This is a genomic window from Kitasatospora sp. NBC_01560, from assembly GCF_045208415.1.
Taxonomy (GTDB): domain Bacteria; phylum Actinomycetota; class Actinomycetes; order Streptomycetales; family Streptomycetaceae; genus Kitasatospora.
Genome location: NZ_CP109364.1, coordinates 4,996,142 through 5,013,827 on the forward strand (window position 1 = coordinate 4,996,142; position 17,686 = coordinate 5,013,827).

15 protein-coding genes are annotated in these 17,686 nt (G+C 73.8%); 6 read left to right on the forward strand and 9 right to left on the reverse strand.

Annotated features, from left to right (window positions below):
* Window positions 1–325 precede the first annotated feature (325 nt).
* Window positions 326–1,045, forward strand: a complete 720-nt coding sequence (locus tag OH807_RS21820) for a DedA family protein (RefSeq protein WP_406201457.1) — start codon at window positions 326–328, stop codon at window positions 1,043–1,045.
* 180 nt (window positions 1,046–1,225) lie between these two features.
* Here OH807_RS21820 and pyrE read toward each other — a convergent pair whose 3' ends face one another.
* From pyrE to OH807_RS21860, 8 genes are all read right to left on the reverse strand, one after another.
* Window positions 1,226–1,762: an orotate phosphoribosyltransferase gene (pyrE, locus tag OH807_RS21825; protein WP_406201459.1), complete on the reverse strand. Its 537-nt coding sequence runs from the start codon at window positions 1,760–1,762 to the stop codon at window positions 1,226–1,228.
* 30 nt (window positions 1,763–1,792) lie between these two features.
* On the reverse strand, window positions 1,793–2,953 hold the full coding sequence (locus tag OH807_RS21830; RefSeq protein WP_406201461.1) for an SRPBCC domain-containing protein: 1,161 nt from the start codon (window positions 2,951–2,953) through the stop codon (window positions 1,793–1,795).
* A 121-nt stretch (window positions 2,954–3,074) separates the two neighbouring features.
* Window positions 3,075–4,718, reverse strand: a complete 1,644-nt coding sequence (locus tag OH807_RS21835; RefSeq protein ID WP_406201463.1) for a polyamine aminopropyltransferase — start codon at window positions 4,716–4,718, stop codon at window positions 3,075–3,077.
* A gap of 134 nt (window positions 4,719–4,852) precedes the next feature.
* Window positions 4,853–5,380, reverse strand: a complete 528-nt coding sequence (locus OH807_RS21840; RefSeq protein ID WP_406201466.1) for a DUF2617 family protein — start codon at window positions 5,378–5,380, stop codon at window positions 4,853–4,855.
* Window positions 5,381–5,857: 477 nt separating this feature from the next.
* Window positions 5,858–7,018 carry a pyridoxal phosphate-dependent aminotransferase gene (locus OH807_RS21845; RefSeq protein ID WP_406201469.1) on the reverse strand — a complete coding sequence of 387 codons (1,161 nt, stop codon included), beginning with the start codon at window positions 7,016–7,018 and terminating at the stop codon, window positions 5,858–5,860.
* 141 nt (window positions 7,019–7,159) lie between these two features.
* Window positions 7,160–7,723, reverse strand: a complete 564-nt coding sequence (locus tag OH807_RS21850) for a YbjN domain-containing protein (RefSeq protein WP_406201472.1) — start codon at window positions 7,721–7,723, stop codon at window positions 7,160–7,162.
* A gap of 241 nt (window positions 7,724–7,964) precedes the next feature.
* Window positions 7,965–10,571, reverse strand: coding sequence for an ATP-dependent chaperone ClpB (clpB, locus tag OH807_RS21855; protein WP_406201475.1), 2,607 nt, complete (start codon window positions 10,569–10,571; stop codon window positions 7,965–7,967).
* 71 nt (window positions 10,572–10,642) lie between these two features.
* Window positions 10,643–11,608 (reverse strand): LysR family transcriptional regulator, encoded by a 966-nt coding sequence (locus tag OH807_RS21860; RefSeq protein WP_406201478.1) that lies wholly within the window; start codon window positions 11,606–11,608, stop codon window positions 10,643–10,645.
* A gap of 70 nt (window positions 11,609–11,678) precedes the next feature.
* Here OH807_RS21860 and OH807_RS21865 point away from each other — a divergent pair, with 70 nt between their 5' ends.
* The 4 genes from OH807_RS21865 to OH807_RS21880 all read left to right on the forward strand — a co-directional run bounded on the left by OH807_RS21865 (window position 11,679) and on the right by OH807_RS21880 (window position 16,395).
* The gene (locus OH807_RS21865; RefSeq protein ID WP_406201480.1) at window positions 11,679–12,779 is read left to right on the forward strand and encodes a TDT family transporter; all 1,101 of its coding nucleotides are present in this window, start codon (window positions 11,679–11,681) and stop codon (window positions 12,777–12,779) included.
* 707 nt (window positions 12,780–13,486) lie between these two features.
* Entirely contained in the window at window positions 13,487–14,479 is a 993-nt protein-coding gene (locus tag OH807_RS21870) for a LuxR C-terminal-related transcriptional regulator (protein ID WP_406201482.1), read from the forward strand.
* Window positions 14,469–15,401 carry a LuxR family transcriptional regulator gene (locus tag OH807_RS21875; RefSeq protein ID WP_406201485.1) on the forward strand — a complete coding sequence of 311 codons (933 nt, stop codon included), beginning with the start codon at window positions 14,469–14,471 and terminating at the stop codon, window positions 15,399–15,401. The genes OH807_RS21870 and OH807_RS21875 overlap by 11 nt, the downstream gene beginning before the upstream one ends.
* Window positions 15,394–16,395: a LuxR family transcriptional regulator gene (locus tag OH807_RS21880; RefSeq protein WP_406201487.1), complete on the forward strand. Its 1,002-nt coding sequence runs from the start codon at window positions 15,394–15,396 to the stop codon at window positions 16,393–16,395. Before OH807_RS21875 ends, OH807_RS21880 begins: the two co-directional genes overlap by 8 nt.
* 25 nt (window positions 16,396–16,420) lie before the next feature.
* On the opposite strand, the gene OH807_RS21885 is transcribed toward OH807_RS21880, so the two are convergent.
* On the reverse strand, window positions 16,421–17,047 hold the full coding sequence (locus OH807_RS21885; RefSeq protein WP_406201490.1) for a hypothetical protein: 627 nt from the start codon (window positions 17,045–17,047) through the stop codon (window positions 16,421–16,423).
* A 479-nt stretch (window positions 17,048–17,526) separates the two neighbouring features.
* Here OH807_RS21885 and OH807_RS21890 point away from each other — a divergent pair, with 479 nt between their 5' ends.
* Window positions 17,527–17,679: a hypothetical protein gene (locus tag OH807_RS21890; protein ID WP_406201492.1), complete on the forward strand. Its 153-nt coding sequence runs from the start codon at window positions 17,527–17,529 to the stop codon at window positions 17,677–17,679.
* Window positions 17,680–17,686: the final 7 nt, after the last annotated feature.

Consider the following 17,686-nt stretch of genomic DNA (forward strand, 5'->3'; position numbering starts at 1 on the left):
GCGTACGGACGGTGCTGTCCGACGCTGTGTACGCCTTCGGTACGACTCCGCGGTACCGGGGGAGGCCGGAGCGCGGCACTGCGGTGCGGCTCCCTGGTACCAAGGTTCGAGGCGGCCACCGCGGCACGACAATGAGGGTGGTTGCGACCGCGGCCCGGACGCCCGTGCCATCCTCCCAGACTTGTGCTTCCCGGTCAGCATGTGGCCCGCCAGTCGGGACGCCGCACCCGGCGGGCCCCCGGGGCGCCGGGTGCGACGAAAGGATGAGGAGGCTTCGCCCCCGGGGGCGAAGCTCTGGTAAAGACGGGCCCGCTATCCTGCGGCCGTGGACTACAACCAGCTGGCCGTCAATCTCCTCGACGCCAAATCACTGATCTCGTCCGTCGGCGCCATCGGGCTGATCGCGATCATCTTCGCGGAGACCGGCCTCCTGGTCGGATTCTTCTTCCCGGGTGACTCGCTGCTGATCATCGCCGGCGTCGCCGCCTCGAACGCCGCCTCGTCGGTGCTCGGCGAGGGGACGAAGCTCCCGATCGCGGCGCTGCTCATCGGGGCCCCCGTCGCCGCGATCGCCGGGGCCCAGCTCGGGCACCTGATCGGGGTGAAGGTCGGGCCGAAGATGTTCGACAAGCCCGAGTCGAAGATCTTCCGCCGCGAATACGTGATGAAGGCCGAGGAGTACTTCAACAAGTTCGGACCGGGCAAGGCCGTCGTGCTGGCCCGCTTCATGCCGATCGTTCGCACCTTCCTGAACCCGGTCGCGGGCACCCTGGAGATGCCGGCCCGGACGTTCTTCCTGTGGAACGTGATCGGCGGTGTGCTCTGGACCGAGTCGATGCTGCTGATCGGCTACTTCTTCGGTGACGCGCTCGCCCCGGTGATCGACAAGTACCTGATCCCGGCGGTGCTGCTGATCGTGCTGCTCTCGGTCTCGCCGATCCTGATCGAGGTGGTGCGCGAGCGCCGGAAGAAGAAGGCGGGCGGGGCGGAGGCCGCGGAGGCCGAGGAGGTCCAGTCCGCCGGCGGGCGTCACCGCCGCGGCTGAGCCGGTCCTGCCGGGCCGGTCCTGCTGAGCCGGTCCTGCTGAGCCGGTCCTGCTGAGCCGGTCCTGCCGGGCCGGTCCTGCCGGGCCGACCTGACGACGAACGGCCGGGGCCGGGTGCTGTTCCACGTGGAACAGCACCCGGCCCCGGCCGTTCGTGCGTGGTGCGGAGCCGCTACGGGCTCAGAGCCCCAGGTCGTCCAGGTTGTACGCGGTCACGTAGGGCAGTCCGGTCGCCTCGACGGCGGCCGCGCCGCCGCGCTCCACGATCACCGCGACGCCGACCACCTCGGCGCCCGCCTCGCGCAGCGCCTCGACGGCGGTCAGCACCGAGCCGCCGGTGGTGGAGGTGTCCTCGACGGCCAGCACCCGGCGGCCCTTGACGTCCGGGCCCTCGATCCGGCGCTGGAGGCCGTGCGCCTTGCCCGCCTTGCGGACCACGAAGGCGTCCAGCTCCCGGCCGCGCGCGGCGGCGGCGTGCAGCATGGCGGAGGCCACCGGGTCGGCACCGAGGGTCAGACCGCCCACGGCGTCGTACTCCAGGTGGGAGGTCGCGTCCAGCATCACCCGGCCCACCAGCGGGGCGGCCTGGCCGTCCAGCGTGATCCGGCGCAGGTCGACGTAGTAGTCGGCCTCCTTGCCGGAGGAAAGGGTGACCTTGCCGTGCACGACGGCCTTGTCCTTGATCTGTGCCAGCAGGGCGTCGCGGTCGTTGCTCATGAGCGTTCAGTCTAGGCCCTGACGGTCCGGCTAGCGGCGACGCAGGGCTCTCACCAGCACCACGGCGCCGCCGATCAGCGCCACGCCGCCACCGATCATCCACGGCACGGTGCTGCGGCCGCCCGGGCCCGGCACCACGATGCCACCGGCCTCGCCGCCCCAGCGGGACGCCGCGCGGGCACGGGCGCTGCGGGCCGGCAGGGCGGGGGCGTACCGGCCGCGCGGCGGGGCGTGGTCCACCTCCTCGGCGGACCGGCCGACGATGCTGCGGCGGACGGGGCCGCTGAGCACCGGCTCCTGCTCGTACTCGAAGGGCAGCTCGGCGGGGATCTGCTCCTCGGCCTCGGCGGCGGGGCTGTCCGCGGCGTCCTCGTCGCGGTCGCTGCGGTCGCCGGTGGGGAGGCCGAAGCGCTCGGCATCGGCGTCGGAGAAGGCGATCAGGTCGGAGAGGTCGTCGTCCAGGTCGTCCCCGGGCTCGTCCTGGCGGTCCTCCAGGAAGACCACGGTGGCGCCGGGCTCCTCGACGTCGTCGGCGTCCTCGCTGTCCCCGGTGGCGTCCTTGGTGTCGTCCTCGGGGGCGTCCTCGGTGTCGTCGGCCACCTCGGCGGCCACCTCGTCGGCCGGGGCCTCGGCGGCCTCCGCGGCGGCGTTCGAGGCCGTCTCGGCGCCCGTCTCCGCGCCCGCCTCCGCCGGCTCCTCGGTCTCCTCCGGCTCCGGGTCCCCGTCGAGGTCCACGTCCGCGTCCGCGTTCGGGGAGGCGAGGGAGGCGACGAAGCGGTCCAGCAGGCGCCGGCCGGTCGTGGCGAGGGTCTCCTCGTCGAACTCGGTGAGCCGCCCGGTGGCGCTGAGGTCGCCGGTGAAGCGGACCACCGCGGTGCCCTCCGCGGCGCCGTCGGCGACGCTGACCCGGAGCGTCGCGGTGGCCTCGCCGGTGCCGCGTGCCTCCTGGCCCTCGGCGAACACGGTGAGCACGCCCTCGCGGCCCTCGATCAGTGACAGCACGCCGCGGTAGGTGATGGTGGAGGCGCCGATCCGCAGCTTCAGCCGCCCGCCGATCTCCTCGGCGGGGCCGCTGCCGACGGCGGCGGGCTCGGTGCTCAGCCCGGGCACGCACCGGGCCAGCAGAGCCGGATCCTGCAGGGCCTGCCGGACCAGCTCGGCCGGCATCGGGACGACAACCTCATGCTCCATGTCACGGAGCCTACCGACCGAACCCCCGGTGGTCCCCGCTGTGGCCCCTACCTGTTGTGCCGGCGTCCCCGCGCGGCCGCGTCGGCGGCCGGACGGGGACGCCGCGCGGGCCCCGGCCGCCTCAGCGGGGCCCGAGGAGGGTGAGGGCGGCGGGCGGGCGGGCCGGTCGCAGGGCGGTGAGCCGGGAGGCGGCGGCGCGCAGGTCGTCGGCGGTGAGGGCACGGGGCGGCGGGGCGTCCTGGGCGAGGCCGAGCGGCGGTTGGGCGGCTGCCGCGAGCAGGAAGGCCTGGCTGTCCCCGCCGTCGTCCGGTCCGGGCCGGCAGCTCGCCGCGGCGCCGCCCCGGACGGCGTACGGGACGGTCCGCAGGCCGACCGCCCGCAGGCCGGACTCGACCTGCCAGAGGCCCTTGTGCTCGTCGCCGGCCCGGACGGCGAGCCGCCCGCCGGGGGCGAGCAGCCTGGTGGCGAGGCCGTAGAACTCCTGCGAGTGGAACTTCACCGTGCCGGCCTCGGCGGGGGCGGGCAGGTCGGCCAGGACGACGTCGAAGCTGCGGTCGGTCGGGCGGACGCTGCGCAGCCACTCCAGCGGGTCGGCCTCGGCGGTCCGGACCCGCGGGTCGTCCAGCGAGCGGTCGGCGAGCGCGGCCAGGCCGGGGTCGGTCCGGGCCAGCCGGGTGAGTGCCGCGTCGGCGTCGACCACCAGGACGGAGCGGACCCCGCGGTGCCGGAGCACCTCGCGCAGGGCGAGCCCGTCGCCGCCGCCGAGCAGCAGGACCCGGGCGTCCGGCCCGGCCGCCATCGCGGGGTGGACGAGCGCCTCGCTGCCCCGGTACTCGTCGGGGCCGCAGACCGCGAGCCGGCCGTCCAGGTAGAGCCGGAGCGGGCCCTCGGCGGGGCCGGTGAGCACGATCTCCTGGAGCCGGCTGTGGGTGGCGAAGCGGATCTGCGCGCCGTAGAGGGCGCTGCGGGCGGCCCGCTCGACGGCGTCGGACCAGCCGGCGGCCGCGGCGAGCAGGGCCAGCACCAGCCCGCAGCAGCCCCAGAGCAGCCTGCGGACCCGCGGCGCCGGCTCCTCGCGGAACAGCCACAGCACCACGGCGGCCCCGGCGACGGCGTTGACCGCGCCGGTGACCAGCGCGCCGGTGCCCGGGCCGAAGGCGGGCAGGATCAGGAACGGGAAGGCCAGCCCGCCGATCAGCGCGCCCACGTAGTCGGCGGCGAAGAGGTCGGCTGCGGCCCGCCCGGCGTCCTCCCGGCGGATCCGCTGGACGAGCGTCATGAGCAGCGGGATCTCGGCGCCGATCAGGATGCCGATCAGGCAGGTCAGGCCGACCATCGCGGCCTGGTAGCGGCCGATCCAGGCCCAGCAGGAGTACAGCGCGAGGACGGAGAGCCCGCCGGTGAGCGCGAGCGCGCACTCGACCAGGGCGAAGGCGGTGGCCGGGCGGCTGGTGAGGCGCTTGGCGAGCAGCGAGCCCAGACCCATCGCGAACACCATGACGGAGAGCACGACGGAGGTCTGGGTGACCGAGTCCCCGAGCAGGTAGCTGCCGAGCGCGACGAGTTCGAGCTCGTAGACGAGTCCGCAGGCCGCGCAGACGAATGCGGCCAGCAGGACGGCGAGCCGGGCGAGCCGGGGGCGGGCGCGCAGCCGGGAGCGACGGCGCGCGGGCAGCGGGGTCAGGCTCCGCCCGGGCCGGGGCGGGGTGCCGTCGTCGAGGTCGAGCCCCGGCTGAGCGGGGGGACCGGCCGGATGGTTGATCACGAACAAACGCTAGGCGACGTTCGGTACGGACGGCTGCGTCCATTCGACGGACAGTGCGATACATCGGGTTGACGGATCGTTCCTGCGTGCGAATGGAGGCCGGGCCGTCCAGGGGGTGGGTGCAGGTGCTGTCCTCACCCGGGCACCACGAGCGAGGAGCGCGTGCAGACCAGCCGTCCTTCCTGCGGGTAGGCGTGCCAGGTGCGCCAGAGCAGCCGGTCCGTGCCGCCCTGGGTGACCAGTGCGGTGAAGGCGCTCGGGTCGCCGGGGAAGACGCCGGCCAGGCCGCGCGGGTGCCCCTCGACCAGGGCCAGCAACTCCTGGGCCCGGGCGGCGAAATCGTGCGGCGGCAGCGCCTCGATCCGGGCGGCGAACTCGTACTCCCAGCCGTCCACCTGTTTGGCCACCCGGGCCGGCAGCGGGGTCCGGCGGCCGGGCAGGCAGGCGACGGTCTCCAGGCACTCGCCCGGCCCGGCGGCGATCACCACCTGGTGCGAGGCCCCGAGCAGCCGCAGCTGCAGGGTGCCGGGCGGACCGGGCCGCCCGGCGTCGTCCAGTCTCAGGTCACGGACCGCGAGAGCGGGCAGCGGTTCGCCGCCCAGGCACCAGGCCAGGTCACCGGCGCGAGTGTCCGTGTAGGAGGTCTGCAGTGTGGTGAGCATGCTCGGCTCCGCGTTTCAGCTCCGTGCGCGCCCGCCGAGCAGCAGCGAGTAGGCCCAGGCAAGAGGCGAGGGTGTTCGTGGCTGTGCGGTCCAGGACGCGGCCGACCGTGGAAGGAAGGATTCCGGCTGGAGATTCAGCAGCAGAGAAGCATGAATACGCCGGGTCCGTCGGTGATTTACCCAACTTTGTCAAGCATTCACCGTTTCGAGCACACCTGCTTCCCCGCTCCGATCGACCCGGTGTGCGACTCTGCACCGCGCGCGCCCTTCGCTCCGGCACAGGCGCCGCGCACTCCGCTCGTACGCCGTCCGCAGGCCGCGTGCGCCCCTGCCCTCCCGTACGCCCGGCGCGTGGTGGTCGGGGCGGCGCCGCGGCCTGCCGGGAAGGCATGAGAAATGCCCGACAGGCACCGTAAGGCCATGCCTGTCGGGCAAGTTGACGAATGGTCAGGACATTCGGCCGATCCCGCCGGGTGGTCAGATCCGGCTGAGCCTGGTCACCGCCTCCTCCAGTACCTCCACCCGCTTGCAGAAGGTGAAGCGGACGAGCGGGCGGCCGGCCTCGACGTTGTCGTAGAAGACCGCGTTCGGGATGGCGACCACACCGCAGCGCTCGGGGAGGGTGCGGCAGAACTCGATGCCGTCCTTCTCGCCGAGCGGGGTGATGTCGGTGGTGATGAAGTACGTGCCCTCCGGCCGGAACACCCGGAACCCGGCCGCCTCCAGCCCGTCGGCGAGCAGGTCCCGCTTGCGGAGCAGCTCGGCGCGGAAGCCGTCGAAGTACTCGTCGGGCAGCCGCAGGGCCTCGGCGACGGCGTACTGGAAGGGCCCGGAGCTGACGTAGGTGAGGTACTGCTTGGCGGTGCGCACGGCCGCGACGAGCGGGGCGGCCGCGGTGACCCAGCCGACCTTCCAGCCGGTGAAGGAGAAGGTCTTGCCGGCCGAGGAGATGGCGATGCTCCGCTCGCGCATGCCCGGGAGGGCGGCGATCGGGTGATGGGCGCCGGTGAAGACGAGGTGCTCGTAGACCTCGTCGGTGACGACCAGCAGGTCGTGCTCGACGGCCAGTGCGGCGATGGCGGAGAGCTCCTCGGGGGTGAGCACCAGCCCCGTCGGGTTGTGCGGGGTGTTGATCAGCAGCAGCCGGGTGCGCGGCGTGATCAGCGACCGGAGCTCGTCCAGGTCCGGGCGGAACGAGGGTGCGCGCAGGGTGAGCGGGACGCGGACGGCGCCGGCCATCGCGATGCAGGCGGCGTAGGAGTCGTAGAACGGCTCGAAGGCGATCACCTCGTCGCCGGGCTCCAGCAGGGCCAGCAGGGTGGCGGCGATGGCCTCGGTGGCGCCGGCGGTGATCAGGACCTCGGAGTCCGGGTCGTGGCTCAGACCGCGGAACCGCTGCTGGTGCTCGGCGACGGCCTGCCGCAGTTCGGGGATGCCGGGGCCCGGCGGGTACTGGTTGCCGTGCCCGGCGAGGACGGCGCGGGCGGCGGCCTCGGCGATCTCGCGCGGGCCGTCGGTGTCGGGGAAGCCCTGGCCGAGGTTGATCGAACCGGTGGCGGTGGCGAGTGCCGACATCTCGGCGAAGATCGTCGTGCCCAGACCGTCCAGCCGGCGGTTCAGCAGCGGCCTCGTACCCATTGCGGCTCCTCACGACTCGACGCCGGGCCGCCTCTGCGGCCCGCGCTCCGGCCCCATCCTGCGGTCAGCCGGCCGGGACGGACAAGAGCGGCCCGCCACCGCGCTGCAGGTGGCGGGCCGCTCCCGGCGGATCGGTGGGGCTCAGGCCTCGTCGGTGCCCTCGGGGGCCTCGCCCTCGCCCTCCTCGCCCTCGATGTCCTTCTGCAGGCCGAGGCGCTCGGAGATCCACTGCTCGAAGCCGACGGCCGCCTGCGTCCAGTTGGCGGTGGTGGTGACGAAGTAGTCCAGGTTCACGCCGGTGCCGACGATCATCTGGGCCTCGCCGATCAGGCGGACCACGCCGTCCTCGTGGGTGTGGGTGTACACCTTGGGCCAGAGGGTGTCGCGGTTCCACTCGTCGATCAGGTCGAGGATCTCGCCCTTGGTCTCCAGCGGGTACGGGCGGTCGTAGAACGCCCGGACCGCGAAGAGCTCCTTCTGCTCGCCGCGGAACATGTAGTAGACGCGGAAGCCCTCCCAGGGGGCGGTGAGGTCGCCCTCCTCGTCCACGACGTGCTTGAGCTGCATCTGGTCCAGCAGCTGCGTCACCAGGGCCTGGTCCGGCACGATGATCGGCGGCGGGCCGGCCGGTCGGCCGCCCTGGCCGCCGGGCTGCCCGCCGCCGGGCAGGCCGAACGACGGGATGGACGACGGGTCGATGCTCATGGGGGTCCTCATTCCTCAGTGCACGTGGTGGCCGGCAATGAGAGGCCGCCCTTTCCATCTCCCATCCTGCCTCATCCGGGCCCTGCCTCACAGGGGCAGCCACCTGGGGAAGGATCTTGCCCGGGCGCGCTCCGGAGGCCGTCGCGACCGAGCGTGGGCGCCAGTCGGCGACCGGGGGTGAACACGGCGGCGGGCCGCCCCCGGGAGGGGACGGCCCACCGCCGCCGACGGCTCCGCGGCGTTACTTCTCCAGCGGTCCGCGGGCACGCACGGTGAGGCGGTCGGCGTCCTCGTCCCGCTCGACGAGGACGGTGTCGCCGTCGTGCACCTGCCCGGAGAGGATCGCCCGGGCGAGCTGGTCGCCGATCGCGGACTGCACCAGGCGGCGCAGCGGCCGGGCGCCGTACGCCGGGTCGTAGCCGGTGCGCGCCAGCCACTCCCGGGCGGCGCCGTCGACCTCCAGGGTGAGCCGGCGCTCGCGCAGCCGCTCGCCCAGCTTCGCGACCTGGAGGTCGACGATCCGGCTGAGCTCGGCGGTGCCCAGCGGCTCGAAGACGACGATGTCGTCGAGGCGGTTGAGGAACTCGGGCTTGAACGCGGCCCGGACGGTGTCCAGCACCAGCTCCTTCTTCCGCTCCTCCGGGGTGGTCCGGTCCACGAGGAACTGGCTCCCCAGGTTGGAGGTGAGGATCAGGATCGCGTTGCGGAAGTCCACCGTGCGGCCCTGGCCGTCGGTGAGCCGGCCGTCGTCCAGCACCTGGAGCAGCACGTCGAAGACCTCGGGGTGGGCCTTCTCCACCTCGTCCAGCAGGACGACGCTGTACGGGCGGCGGCGGACCGCCTCGGTGAGCTGGCCGCCCTCCTCGTAGCCGATGTACCCGGGCGGCGCGCCGACCAGGCGGGAGACGGAGTGCTTCTCGCCGTACTCGCTCATGTCGATGCGGACCATCGCCCGCTGGTCGTCGAAGAGGAAGTCGGCCAGGGCCTTGGCGAGTTCGGTCTTGCCGACGCCGGTGGGGCCGAGGAAGAGGAAGGAGCCGGTGGGGCGGTCCGGGTCGGCGATGCCGGAGCGGGTGCGCCGCACCGCGTCCGAGACGGCCTGGACGGCCTCCGTCTGGCCGATCAGGCGGCGGCCCAACTCCTCCTCCATGCGCAGGAGTTTGGCGCTCTCGCCCTCCAGCAGCCGGCCGGCCGGGATGCCCGTCCAGGAGGCGACCACGTCGGCGACGTCGTCCGGGCCGACCTCCTCCTTGACCATGGAGGTGGAGGTGTCCTCGTCGGCGGCGCGCGCCTGGGCGTCGGCCAGCTCCTTCTCGGCGGCCGGGATCTCGGCGTACATCAGCTTCGAGGCGCGCTCGAAGTCGCCGTCCCGCTGGGCGCGTTCGAGGGAGCCGGTCAGCTCGTCGAGCCGCTCCTTCAGCTCGCCGACCCGGTTCAGGCTCTTCTTCTCCTGCTCCCACCGGGCCGTGAGCACGCTCAACTGCTCGTTCCGGTCGGCGAGATCGCGCCGCAGCCGGGTGAGCCGCTCGACCGAGGCCGGGTCGGACTCCTTCTCCAGTGCCAGCTCCTCCATCCGCAGCCGGTCCACGGCGCGCTGGAGTTCGTCGATCTCGACGGGGGAGGAGTCGATCTCCATCCGGAGCCGGGAGGCCGCCTCGTCGACCAGGTCGATCGCCTTGTCGGGCAGGAATCGGGAGGTGATGTACCGGTTCGACAGGGTCGCCGCGGCGACCAGGGCGGCGTCCGCGATCTGCACCTTGTGGTGCGCCTCGTAGCGGCCCTTGAGGCCGCGCAGGATGGCGATCGAGTCCTCCACGCTGGGCTCGCCGACCAGCACCTGCTGGAAGCGGCGCTCCAGCGCCGGGTCCTTCTCGATCCGCTCGCGGTACTCGTCCAGGGTGGTGGCGCCGACCATCCGCAGCTCGCCGCGGGCCAGCATCGGCTTGAGCATGTTGCCCGCGTCCATCGCGGAGTCGCCGCCGGCGCCCGCGCCGACCATGGTGTGCAGCTCGTCGATGAAGGTGACGACCTGGCCGTCGCTCTGCTTGATGTCGTTCAGGACGGCCTTCAGCCGCTCCTCGAACTCGCCGCGGTACTTGGCGCCGGCGACCATCGCACTGAGGTCCAGCGAGACCAGGCGCTTGCCGCGCAGCGACTCCGGCACGTCGCCGGCCACGATCCGCTGGGCCAGGCCCTCGACCACGGCCGTCTTGCCGACGCCGGGCTCGCCGATCAGGACCGGGTTGTTCTTGGTGCGCCGGGAGAGCACCTGGACCACCCGGCGGATCTCCTGGTCCCGGCCGATCACCGGGTCGAGCTTGCCGTCCCGGGCGGCCTGGGTGAGGTCGGTGCCGTACTTCTCCAGCGCCTTGTAGGTGCCCTCCGGGTCCGGGGAGGTGACCCGGCCGCTGCCGCGCACGTCCTTGAACGCGGCGAGCAGCGCCTTCGGGGTGGCGCCCTGCTGCACGAGCAGCTCGGCGACGGACCCGCCCTCGGCGGCCAGGCCGACCATCAGGTGCTCGGTGGAGACGTACTGGTCGTCGAGGTCGTCGGCGCGCCGGCCGGCCTCGGTGAGCACGGCCAGGGTGTCGCGGGCCAGCTGCGGGGCGGCGACCGTGGAGCCCATCGCGCTGGGCAGGGCGGCGAGCAGCCGGCGGGCCTCGGCGTCCGTCCGGGTGACGTCCGCGCCGACCGCCTCCAGCAGCGGCCTGGCGATGCCCTCGGGCTGTTCCAGCAGGGCGATCAGGATGTGCACCGGCTTGACGTCCGGGTTCCCCGCCGCGCCGGCCTGCCGGATCGCGGCGGACAGGGCGTCCTGCGTCTTGGTGGTGAACTTGCTGGCGTCCACTGCTGGGGTGTCCTCCTCGTTCGTACGAATGTCTGCTCTCTACAGCATGCACTAAGTTGAGTCTATTCCGCTCAACTTTTCGGGACCTTTCGGTGAACGGTTGCGGAGCGGTCCGGGTGCGGGCGCCCGGCCGGTGAGCCGCGGGTCAGCGTCAGCAGCTCCCGGGCCGGCCCGCTCGGCCGCCGCCCGGCCGGCCAGACCGCGCGCAGCGGCCGCCGCAGGTCCAGCCCCTCCGCCAGCGGCACCGCCACCAGCCGCCGGGTCGCCAGCTCCTCCATCACCGCGAGCTCGCTCAGGCAGACCGGGCCGGCGCCGGTCATCGCCGCGGCCTTCAGGGCGGTGGACGAGGCCAGCTCCAGTCGCGGCCGCGTCGCACCCCCGAACGGCGCCAGCGCCATCTCCAGCACCTCCCGGGTGCCCGAGCCCGGCTCGCGCAGCACCAGCGGGGTGGCGGCCAGCTCGGCCCCGGTCAGCGGGGAGCGGCGGCGGGCCCAGGGGTGGCCGGGTGCGACCACCACCACCAGCCGGTCGGCGGCCACCACCGCGCCCGCCAGCCCCGGCGGGGTGGACGGGCCCTCGACGAAGCCGAGGTCGGCCTCCCCGGCCAGGACGTGACCGGCCACGTCCGCCGAGTTGGCCGTCCGCAGTGTCACCGCCGTCCCCGGGCTGGCCGCGTGCAGCGCCAGCAGCCAGCCCGGCATCAGGTACTCGGCGACCGTCAGGCTGGCCACCACCACCAGCCGGGCGTCGCGCCGCTCCCGCAGCGCGTCGATGCCCGCGTCCAGCGCCTGCGCCGCCTCCACCACCTGGCGGGCCCACTCCACCACCAGCCGGCCCGCCTCGGTCGGCCGGCTGCCGCGCGGTGACCGGTCCAGCAGCGGGACGCCGATCTGCCGCTCCATGCCCTTGATCCGGGCGCTCGCGGTCGGCTGGCTCACCCCCAGCTCGGCCGCCGCCCGGCCGACACTGCCCAGCCGGGCCACCGCGAGCAGCAGTTCCAGCGCGCCGAGTTCGGGGACGTGCGGAGAGAGAGCCATAGGCCCAGGCTATGTCCTCATAGAGCGTCCGGCGCTACCGGCACCGGCCCGCCGGCGGCACGGTGGAGGCATGGCCACCCTCACCAGCGTCCGACCGCTCACCCGCACCGCCCGCTTCGACCTCGCCCAGCTGGGACCCAACTGGTACGCGGCGGTCATGGGCACCGCGATCGTCGGCAACGGCGCCGCCGCCCTGCCCGTCCGGCTGCCCGGGCTGACCGGGTTCGGCGAGCTGATGTGGGGCCTCGCCACGGTCGCGCTGCTGGTGCTCGTCGCCGCCCGGCTGGTCCACCTCACCCGGCACCGCGCCGTCGCCCGCGGCCACCTGCTGGACAACCCGGCCACCGCCGTCTTCTACGGCTGTCCGCCGATGGCCCTGCTCTCGGTCGGCTTCGGCACCCTGGTGCTCGGCTCCCGGGTGATCGGCACCGGCCCCGCCGTCGCCCTGGACGCGGTGCTCTGGAGCGTCGGCACCCTCTACGGCCTCGCGGTCGCCGCCGGCATCCCGTACCTGATGATCACCCGGCACCGGGTCTCCCCGCTGGAGGCCAACCCGACCTGGCTGCTGCCGGTGGTCGCCCCGCTGGTCGCCGCCGCCACCGGCCCCGTCCTGGTGCCGCACCTGCCGGCCGGCACCCCGCAGCAGGCCATGCTGTACGGCTGCTGGGCCCTGTTCGGCGTCGGCCTGTCGGCCACCCTCGCCCTGCTGCCGGTGGTGCTCACCGGCCTGGTCCACAGCAAGCTGCCCGTCCTGGCGCTCACCCCCGCGCTCTTCCTGGTGCTCGGCCCGCTCGGCCAGTCCACCACCGCCGTCCACCAGCTCGCCGACGCCGCCCGCCCCGTCGTCCCGCGGCTCGCCCCCGCCGTGCTCGCCTTCGCGGAGCTGTACGGCGTCGCGGTGCTCGGCGTCGCGATGCTCTGGCTCGCCGTCGCCGTCACCGCCAACCTGCGGGCCCGCCGGGCCGGGATGACCTTCGCGATGACCTGGTGGGCCTGTACCTTCCCGGTCGGCACCTGCGTCACCGGCGCCGCCGCACTCGCCCGGCACACCGGATTCGCCGGCTTCACCGTGCTGGCCGCCGGGCTCCTCGTCCTGCTGGTCGCCGCCTGGACCGTCGCCGCCTGGGGCACCCTGGCCGGCCTGGCCGGCGGCCGGCTGCTGGCGCGCTGACCCTCCTCCCGGCGGAGATCGTGCCCGTTCGGGCAGGTTCGCGGGCGGACCACCCGGCCCCCTGCCGGGGCCCGTTCCGCGACCGAATGACCGGACGGCCGGACTCCGCGGTCACCCCGGTCTGACCAGCGCCTTTGTCGGCCGCCGGACCGTCCGCGCACCGACCGTGCCGGCCGCCCGGTGCAGGTTCCTGCAATTGCGGGAACATGCACTCGGGCGGCACTTGTTCACCGGGCGTCACACTGTGAGGGTGGGGATACGCCAGGTCGCCGGGCAACCGCAGCCCGATGACGGCGACTTGCTCTTCAGAACTGGATGCGTCCGGCATGTCCGTGCCTGCATATCGGGGGGAAGAGCGCCGGCCGGGACGCCATGTGTGGTGATGGCCCCCGGGACCGGATCCGGCGAGGCGTTGCTGCTCCGCCTCGCCGGAAGCGCCTTGACCTTGGCGTGGCACCGGCGGCCCCCGGGCCTCCCGGCGTGCGACGGCACCCGGGACCTGGGGGTCCGCCGGTTTCGCAGTACCGTGATCGCGTTCGGCGCGCGGGACTGGGATCATGATCGGCAAGCGGGCGGACCGGCACGGCGGACACGGTGCTCCCCGCGGGAGCCACCGACCCGTCCCGCCCCGGCCGCCGGGAGCCCACCCCCCGTCCGCACCCGAAGCACAGGCGTATCCGAGACCCATCCGGCAGGGAGTGTTCGAGGTGACCGCGGACCCGACGGCCGCTCCGGGCAGCACCGGACAGCCCGGCGAGCCCGACGAGGAGGCCCGCCGGCTCTACCTGGCCATCCTCGCGGTCGGCGGCCGGATCCCCACCGCGGACGTCCCCGAGCGGGACCGGACGGCGCTGCAACGGCTGGTCGCCACCGGCCTGCTGATGCCCAACGCCATGGACGCCTGCTACATCGCCGTCAGCCCGCGCGCGGTCAGCGACCGGCTCGGCGCCGAACTGCGCAGCGAGGCCACCCGGTTGCTCGTCCGGGCGGAGAACCTCCCCGGCGCCCTCGACACGCTCACCCGCGCCTACGACGCGATGCCCCGCCAGCCCGACCGCTCCGGCGGCGCCGTCTACATCGAGGGCCACGTCCACATCCGCCACCGGATCTCCCAGCTCGTCTCCGACTGCCGCACCGAGGTCCTCACCGCGCAGCCCGGCCACCGCCCCGCCGACGCCCTGAAGATCGCCCTGCTCCAGGACGTCCAACTGCTCCAGCGCGGCTGCACGCTGCGCACCATCTACCAGCCCGTCGCCGTCTCCGAACCCGCCGCCCGCTCCTACGCCGCCGAGGTCACCCGGCGCGGCTCGCTGATCCGCACCCTGGACGAGCCCTTCCAGCGCCTGTTCGTCTTCGACCGCTCCGTCGCCGTCATCTCCGCCGCGGACGACCACAGCGCCGCCGCGTTCATCACCGACCAGGCCACGATCGGCTACCTGGTCAACGCCTTCGAACGCGACTGGGTCCGGGCCGAGGCCACCGACTGGATCACCGCCCCGGGCCGCGGCCCCGCCGGGGACGCCCCCGACCGGGTCGGCCGCCTGCTCTCCCGCGGCCTCACCCAGCGCGCCGTCGCCACCCGGCTGGGCCTGAGCGAACGCACCGTCGCCGCCCACATCTCCCGCCTGCGCGAACGCTACGGCGCCCAGACGCTGTTCCAGCTCGGCTGGCTGATGAGAGGCGGCCGGGATGACCGATGAGTGCCGCCCCGCCGAGCGCGCCCTCTACCTGGCGGCCCTCGCCGAGGGCGGCCGGATCGCCACGGCCGCCCTCGGCCCGGACGACGCGCCCGCCCTCGCCGGACTGCTGGAGCACGGCCTGCTCGCCCCCGCCGCCGACGGCTACGCGGCCGTCGACCCGCGCTCGGCCGGCGACCGGCTCGGCGCCGAACTGCGCAGCGAGGCCACCCGCCTGCTCGTCCGGGCCGAGCGCCTCCCGGCCGCCCTGGACGACCTGACCCGCGCCTACGACGAGGCCCGCCGCCCGTCCGGCACCACCGGCGAGGCCACCCGCACCCTCGGCCGGGAGGCCATCCGGCAGCGGATCTCCGACCTGCTCGCCGGCTGTCAGGACGAACTCCTCGCCGCCCGGCCGGGGCCGCGCCGGGAAGCCACCATGGAACTGGCCCTGCGCCAGGACCTCCCGCTCCTGCGGAGCGGCCGCCGGATCCGCACCCTCTACCAGCCCGAGGCCCGCCGCCGGCCCGCCGTGATCGCGTACGCCGGCACCGTCACCCGGCACGGCGCGCAGATCCGGGTCCTCGACGAACCGTTCGACCGCATGATCGTCGTCGACCGGGAGGTGGCGATCGTCTCCGCGGCGGAGGACCACGGCGCCGCCGCGTTCATCACCGACCGGGCCACCGTCGCGCAGCTGGTCGCCGTCTTCGAGCGCGACTGGGCCCGCGCCGAAGTGACCGACTGGTCCGCCACCGCCCCCCACCCCACCACCCTGCGGGTCGGCCAGCTGCTCCGTCAGGGCCTCACCCAGCGCACCATCGCCGGCCGCCTCCACCTCAGCGAGCGCAGCGTCGCCGCCCACATCGCCCGCCTCCGCGGCCGTCACGGTGCCCAGACCCTGTTCCAGCTGGGCTGGCAGATGCGGGGTGGCGGCGATGGTTGAGCCCCGGACGCCGTCGGAGCTGCTGGCGGCGGCGCTGCCGGACGCTGCCGCCCGGGAGTTGTACCTCGCGGTGCTCCGCGAGGGCGGCCGGATCCGGTTGGCCGAGGTCGCGCCGGGGGACGCGGCGGCGCTGCAACGGCTGGTCGAACTCGGCTTTCTGGTGCCGCAGTTGATCGACGCGTCGTACAGTGCGGTGGATCCGCGGTCGGTGGTGGAGCGGATCGGCGCGGACATCCGGCTGATGAGTGCGCGGCTCCTGGTGGAGGCCGAGCAACTGCCCGGGCTGCTGGACGACCTCACCCGGGCCTACGACACCGCGCCGCGGCGGTCGGAGGGGCCCTCCGGCGTCCGGTACCTCGCGGACATGGCGCAGATCCGGCACGAGATCGAGCGGCTGTCCCAGGCGTACCGGGCGGAGGGCCTGACCGCGCAGCCCGGCGGTGCCCGGCCGCCCGAGCTGCTCCCCGACTCGCTCGACCGGGCCCGCCGCTACCTCGAACGCGGCGGCGCCATGCGGACCCTCTACGAACCGGCGGCCCGCTGGGACGGTCCGACGGTGGAGTACGCGGCCGAGGCCACCCGGCTCGGCAGCACGATCCGGGTGCTGGCGGTGCCGTTCAGGCGCATGCTGATCTTCGACCGCACCGTCGCCGTCATCCCCGCGGCGGCGGACAACAGCAGCGCCGCCCTCGTCGAGGACCCCGCGACGGTCGCGTTCCTGGTGGACGTCTTCGAGCAGCACTGGCAGCAGGCGGAGGGTGTGAACTGGGCTGCCCTGCTGACCGGTTCGGCGGAGTCGTCGGTGCACGAGCAGGTCGGCCGGCTGCTGGCGCAGGGCCTCACCCAGCGGGTCGTCGCCGGCCGGCTGGGGCTGAGCGAGCGGACGGTGGCCGGACACATCGCGCGGCTGCGCGAACTGTACGACGCGGACACGTTGTTCCAGCTGGGCTGGCAGATGCGGGGCATCCGGCCGGGGGAGTGGTCAGATGCGTGAGCTGCCGGTGCGCGGGGTGAGGTGGTCAGCCGGTGGCGGCGTTGCTCGGCCAGTAGCCGGTCGGGCCGACGGCCGGGGGCTGCTGGCGGGGGACGGTGAACTGCTCGCCGGGCGCCGTCCAGAAGCCCTCCCGGAGGGAGAGCGCCATGCCGGCCCAGTCGAGGGCGGTCTCCACGGTGTGGTGGAGGGCCTCCTGCGACCAGGTGTCGTCGAAGACCAGCGGCAGGACGGGGGCGACCTGCTCGATGGTGGCGATGAGCGGGTTGTGCGTGATGGCCTCGTCCACCAGCAGGACGATCGGCTTGCGCAGGGCCGACGCCCAGCCCAGCTCCAGGCTCACCCCGGCCGACAGCGGCGCACCGACGTAGGCGAAGACCAGGTCGGCGGACTGCAGTGCGCGGAAGTCCGACGGCACCCGCGGCTCGGGGGCGCGGCCGGCGACGGTCCAGGCGTCGCTGTGGTGCGCGCTGTACACGGCGGCGCCGCTGCGCAGGAGCGTGGTGCGCAGCGTCGTCAGCCGCGTCCGGCTGGCGAGGGTCACCACACTGTCGGCCGGTCCGGTCAGCCGCATCAGCGGTGCGGCCAGGAACACTCGTGCACGCCGGCCCTCGGGGGCCTGGTTGTCATGGTGACGCAGGTAGGGCTCACTCATTGTCGACTCCGGGAGATCGGCCGACCGGGTTGTGCCAGATCCCAGCGGGCAGGACGAGTTCGGAAATCAGGCGATCTCGTTCGGATCGCGGTCGAATGGACATGTCCATGTCTATTTGTTGCTTTTCGTTGCGGCCCCGACTCGGGGGACGTGCCGAGGCTGGACTGATCGTCGCTGCCATTGCGACGGGACGTCCACCGTTGCGAGGTGTCATCTGACTGCCAGGCAGGCAGATGACACACCCGAACCGGTGTCCGATGCGGCACAATCTGATGAGCGCGCTGCGTGCTGCGAAACAGGGGGAAGGTCGTTCCGCGGACCTTCACGGCATCTGGCGTGTGGGGCTCTGTCCCGCTTCCGTAAGATGCGTGTCCGTGGCGACGCCGACGAATGGCGCTCGGCACCTGTCGGTGCGACGCCGTCGGCCGGTCGGTTCTTTTATTGGTGAAGTCAGAAAGAGGAGCGTTGTCATGTTGAAGGTGCGCCGCCTCGTTGTCGCAGCTCTGTTTCTGGGTGCCGCCCTGGTGACGGGTGCCGGAACTGCCAACGCGGACAGCTACTGGGGCCTCAGCTCCCCGGTGGAGGGTACTTCCGTGGTCACCCAGCTCTCGGACAGCTACTGGGGCAAGTGATCGGGAG

Coding starts and splice junctions, on each gene's coding strand:
- pyrE (WP_406201459.1), bottom strand. CDS start 1,762: ATGAGCAACGACCGCGACGCCCTGCTGGCACAGATCAAGGACAAGGCC.
- OH807_RS21885 (WP_406201490.1), bottom strand. CDS start 17,047: ATGAGTGAGCCCTACCTGCGTCACCATGACAACCAGGCCCCCGAGGGC.
- OH807_RS21840 (WP_406201466.1), bottom strand. CDS start 5,380: ATGCTCACCACACTGCAGACCTCCTACACGGACACTCGCGCCGGTGAC.
- OH807_RS21860 (WP_406201478.1), bottom strand. CDS start 11,608: ATGGCTCTCTCTCCGCACGTCCCCGAACTCGGCGCGCTGGAACTGCTG.
- OH807_RS21845 (WP_406201469.1), bottom strand. CDS start 7,018: ATGGGTACGAGGCCGCTGCTGAACCGCCGGCTGGACGGTCTGGGCACG.
- OH807_RS21850 (WP_406201472.1), bottom strand. CDS start 7,723: ATGAGCATCGACCCGTCGTCCATCCCGTCGTTCGGCCTGCCCGGCGGC.
- OH807_RS21830 (WP_406201461.1), bottom strand. CDS start 2,953: ATGGAGCATGAGGTTGTCGTCCCGATGCCGGCCGAGCTGGTCCGGCAG.
- OH807_RS21875 (WP_406201485.1), top strand. CDS start 14,469: ATGACCGATGAGTGCCGCCCCGCCGAGCGCGCCCTCTACCTGGCGGCC.
- OH807_RS21880 (WP_406201487.1), top strand. CDS start 15,394: ATGGTTGAGCCCCGGACGCCGTCGGAGCTGCTGGCGGCGGCGCTGCCG.
- OH807_RS21865 (WP_406201480.1), top strand. CDS start 11,679: ATGGCCACCCTCACCAGCGTCCGACCGCTCACCCGCACCGCCCGCTTC.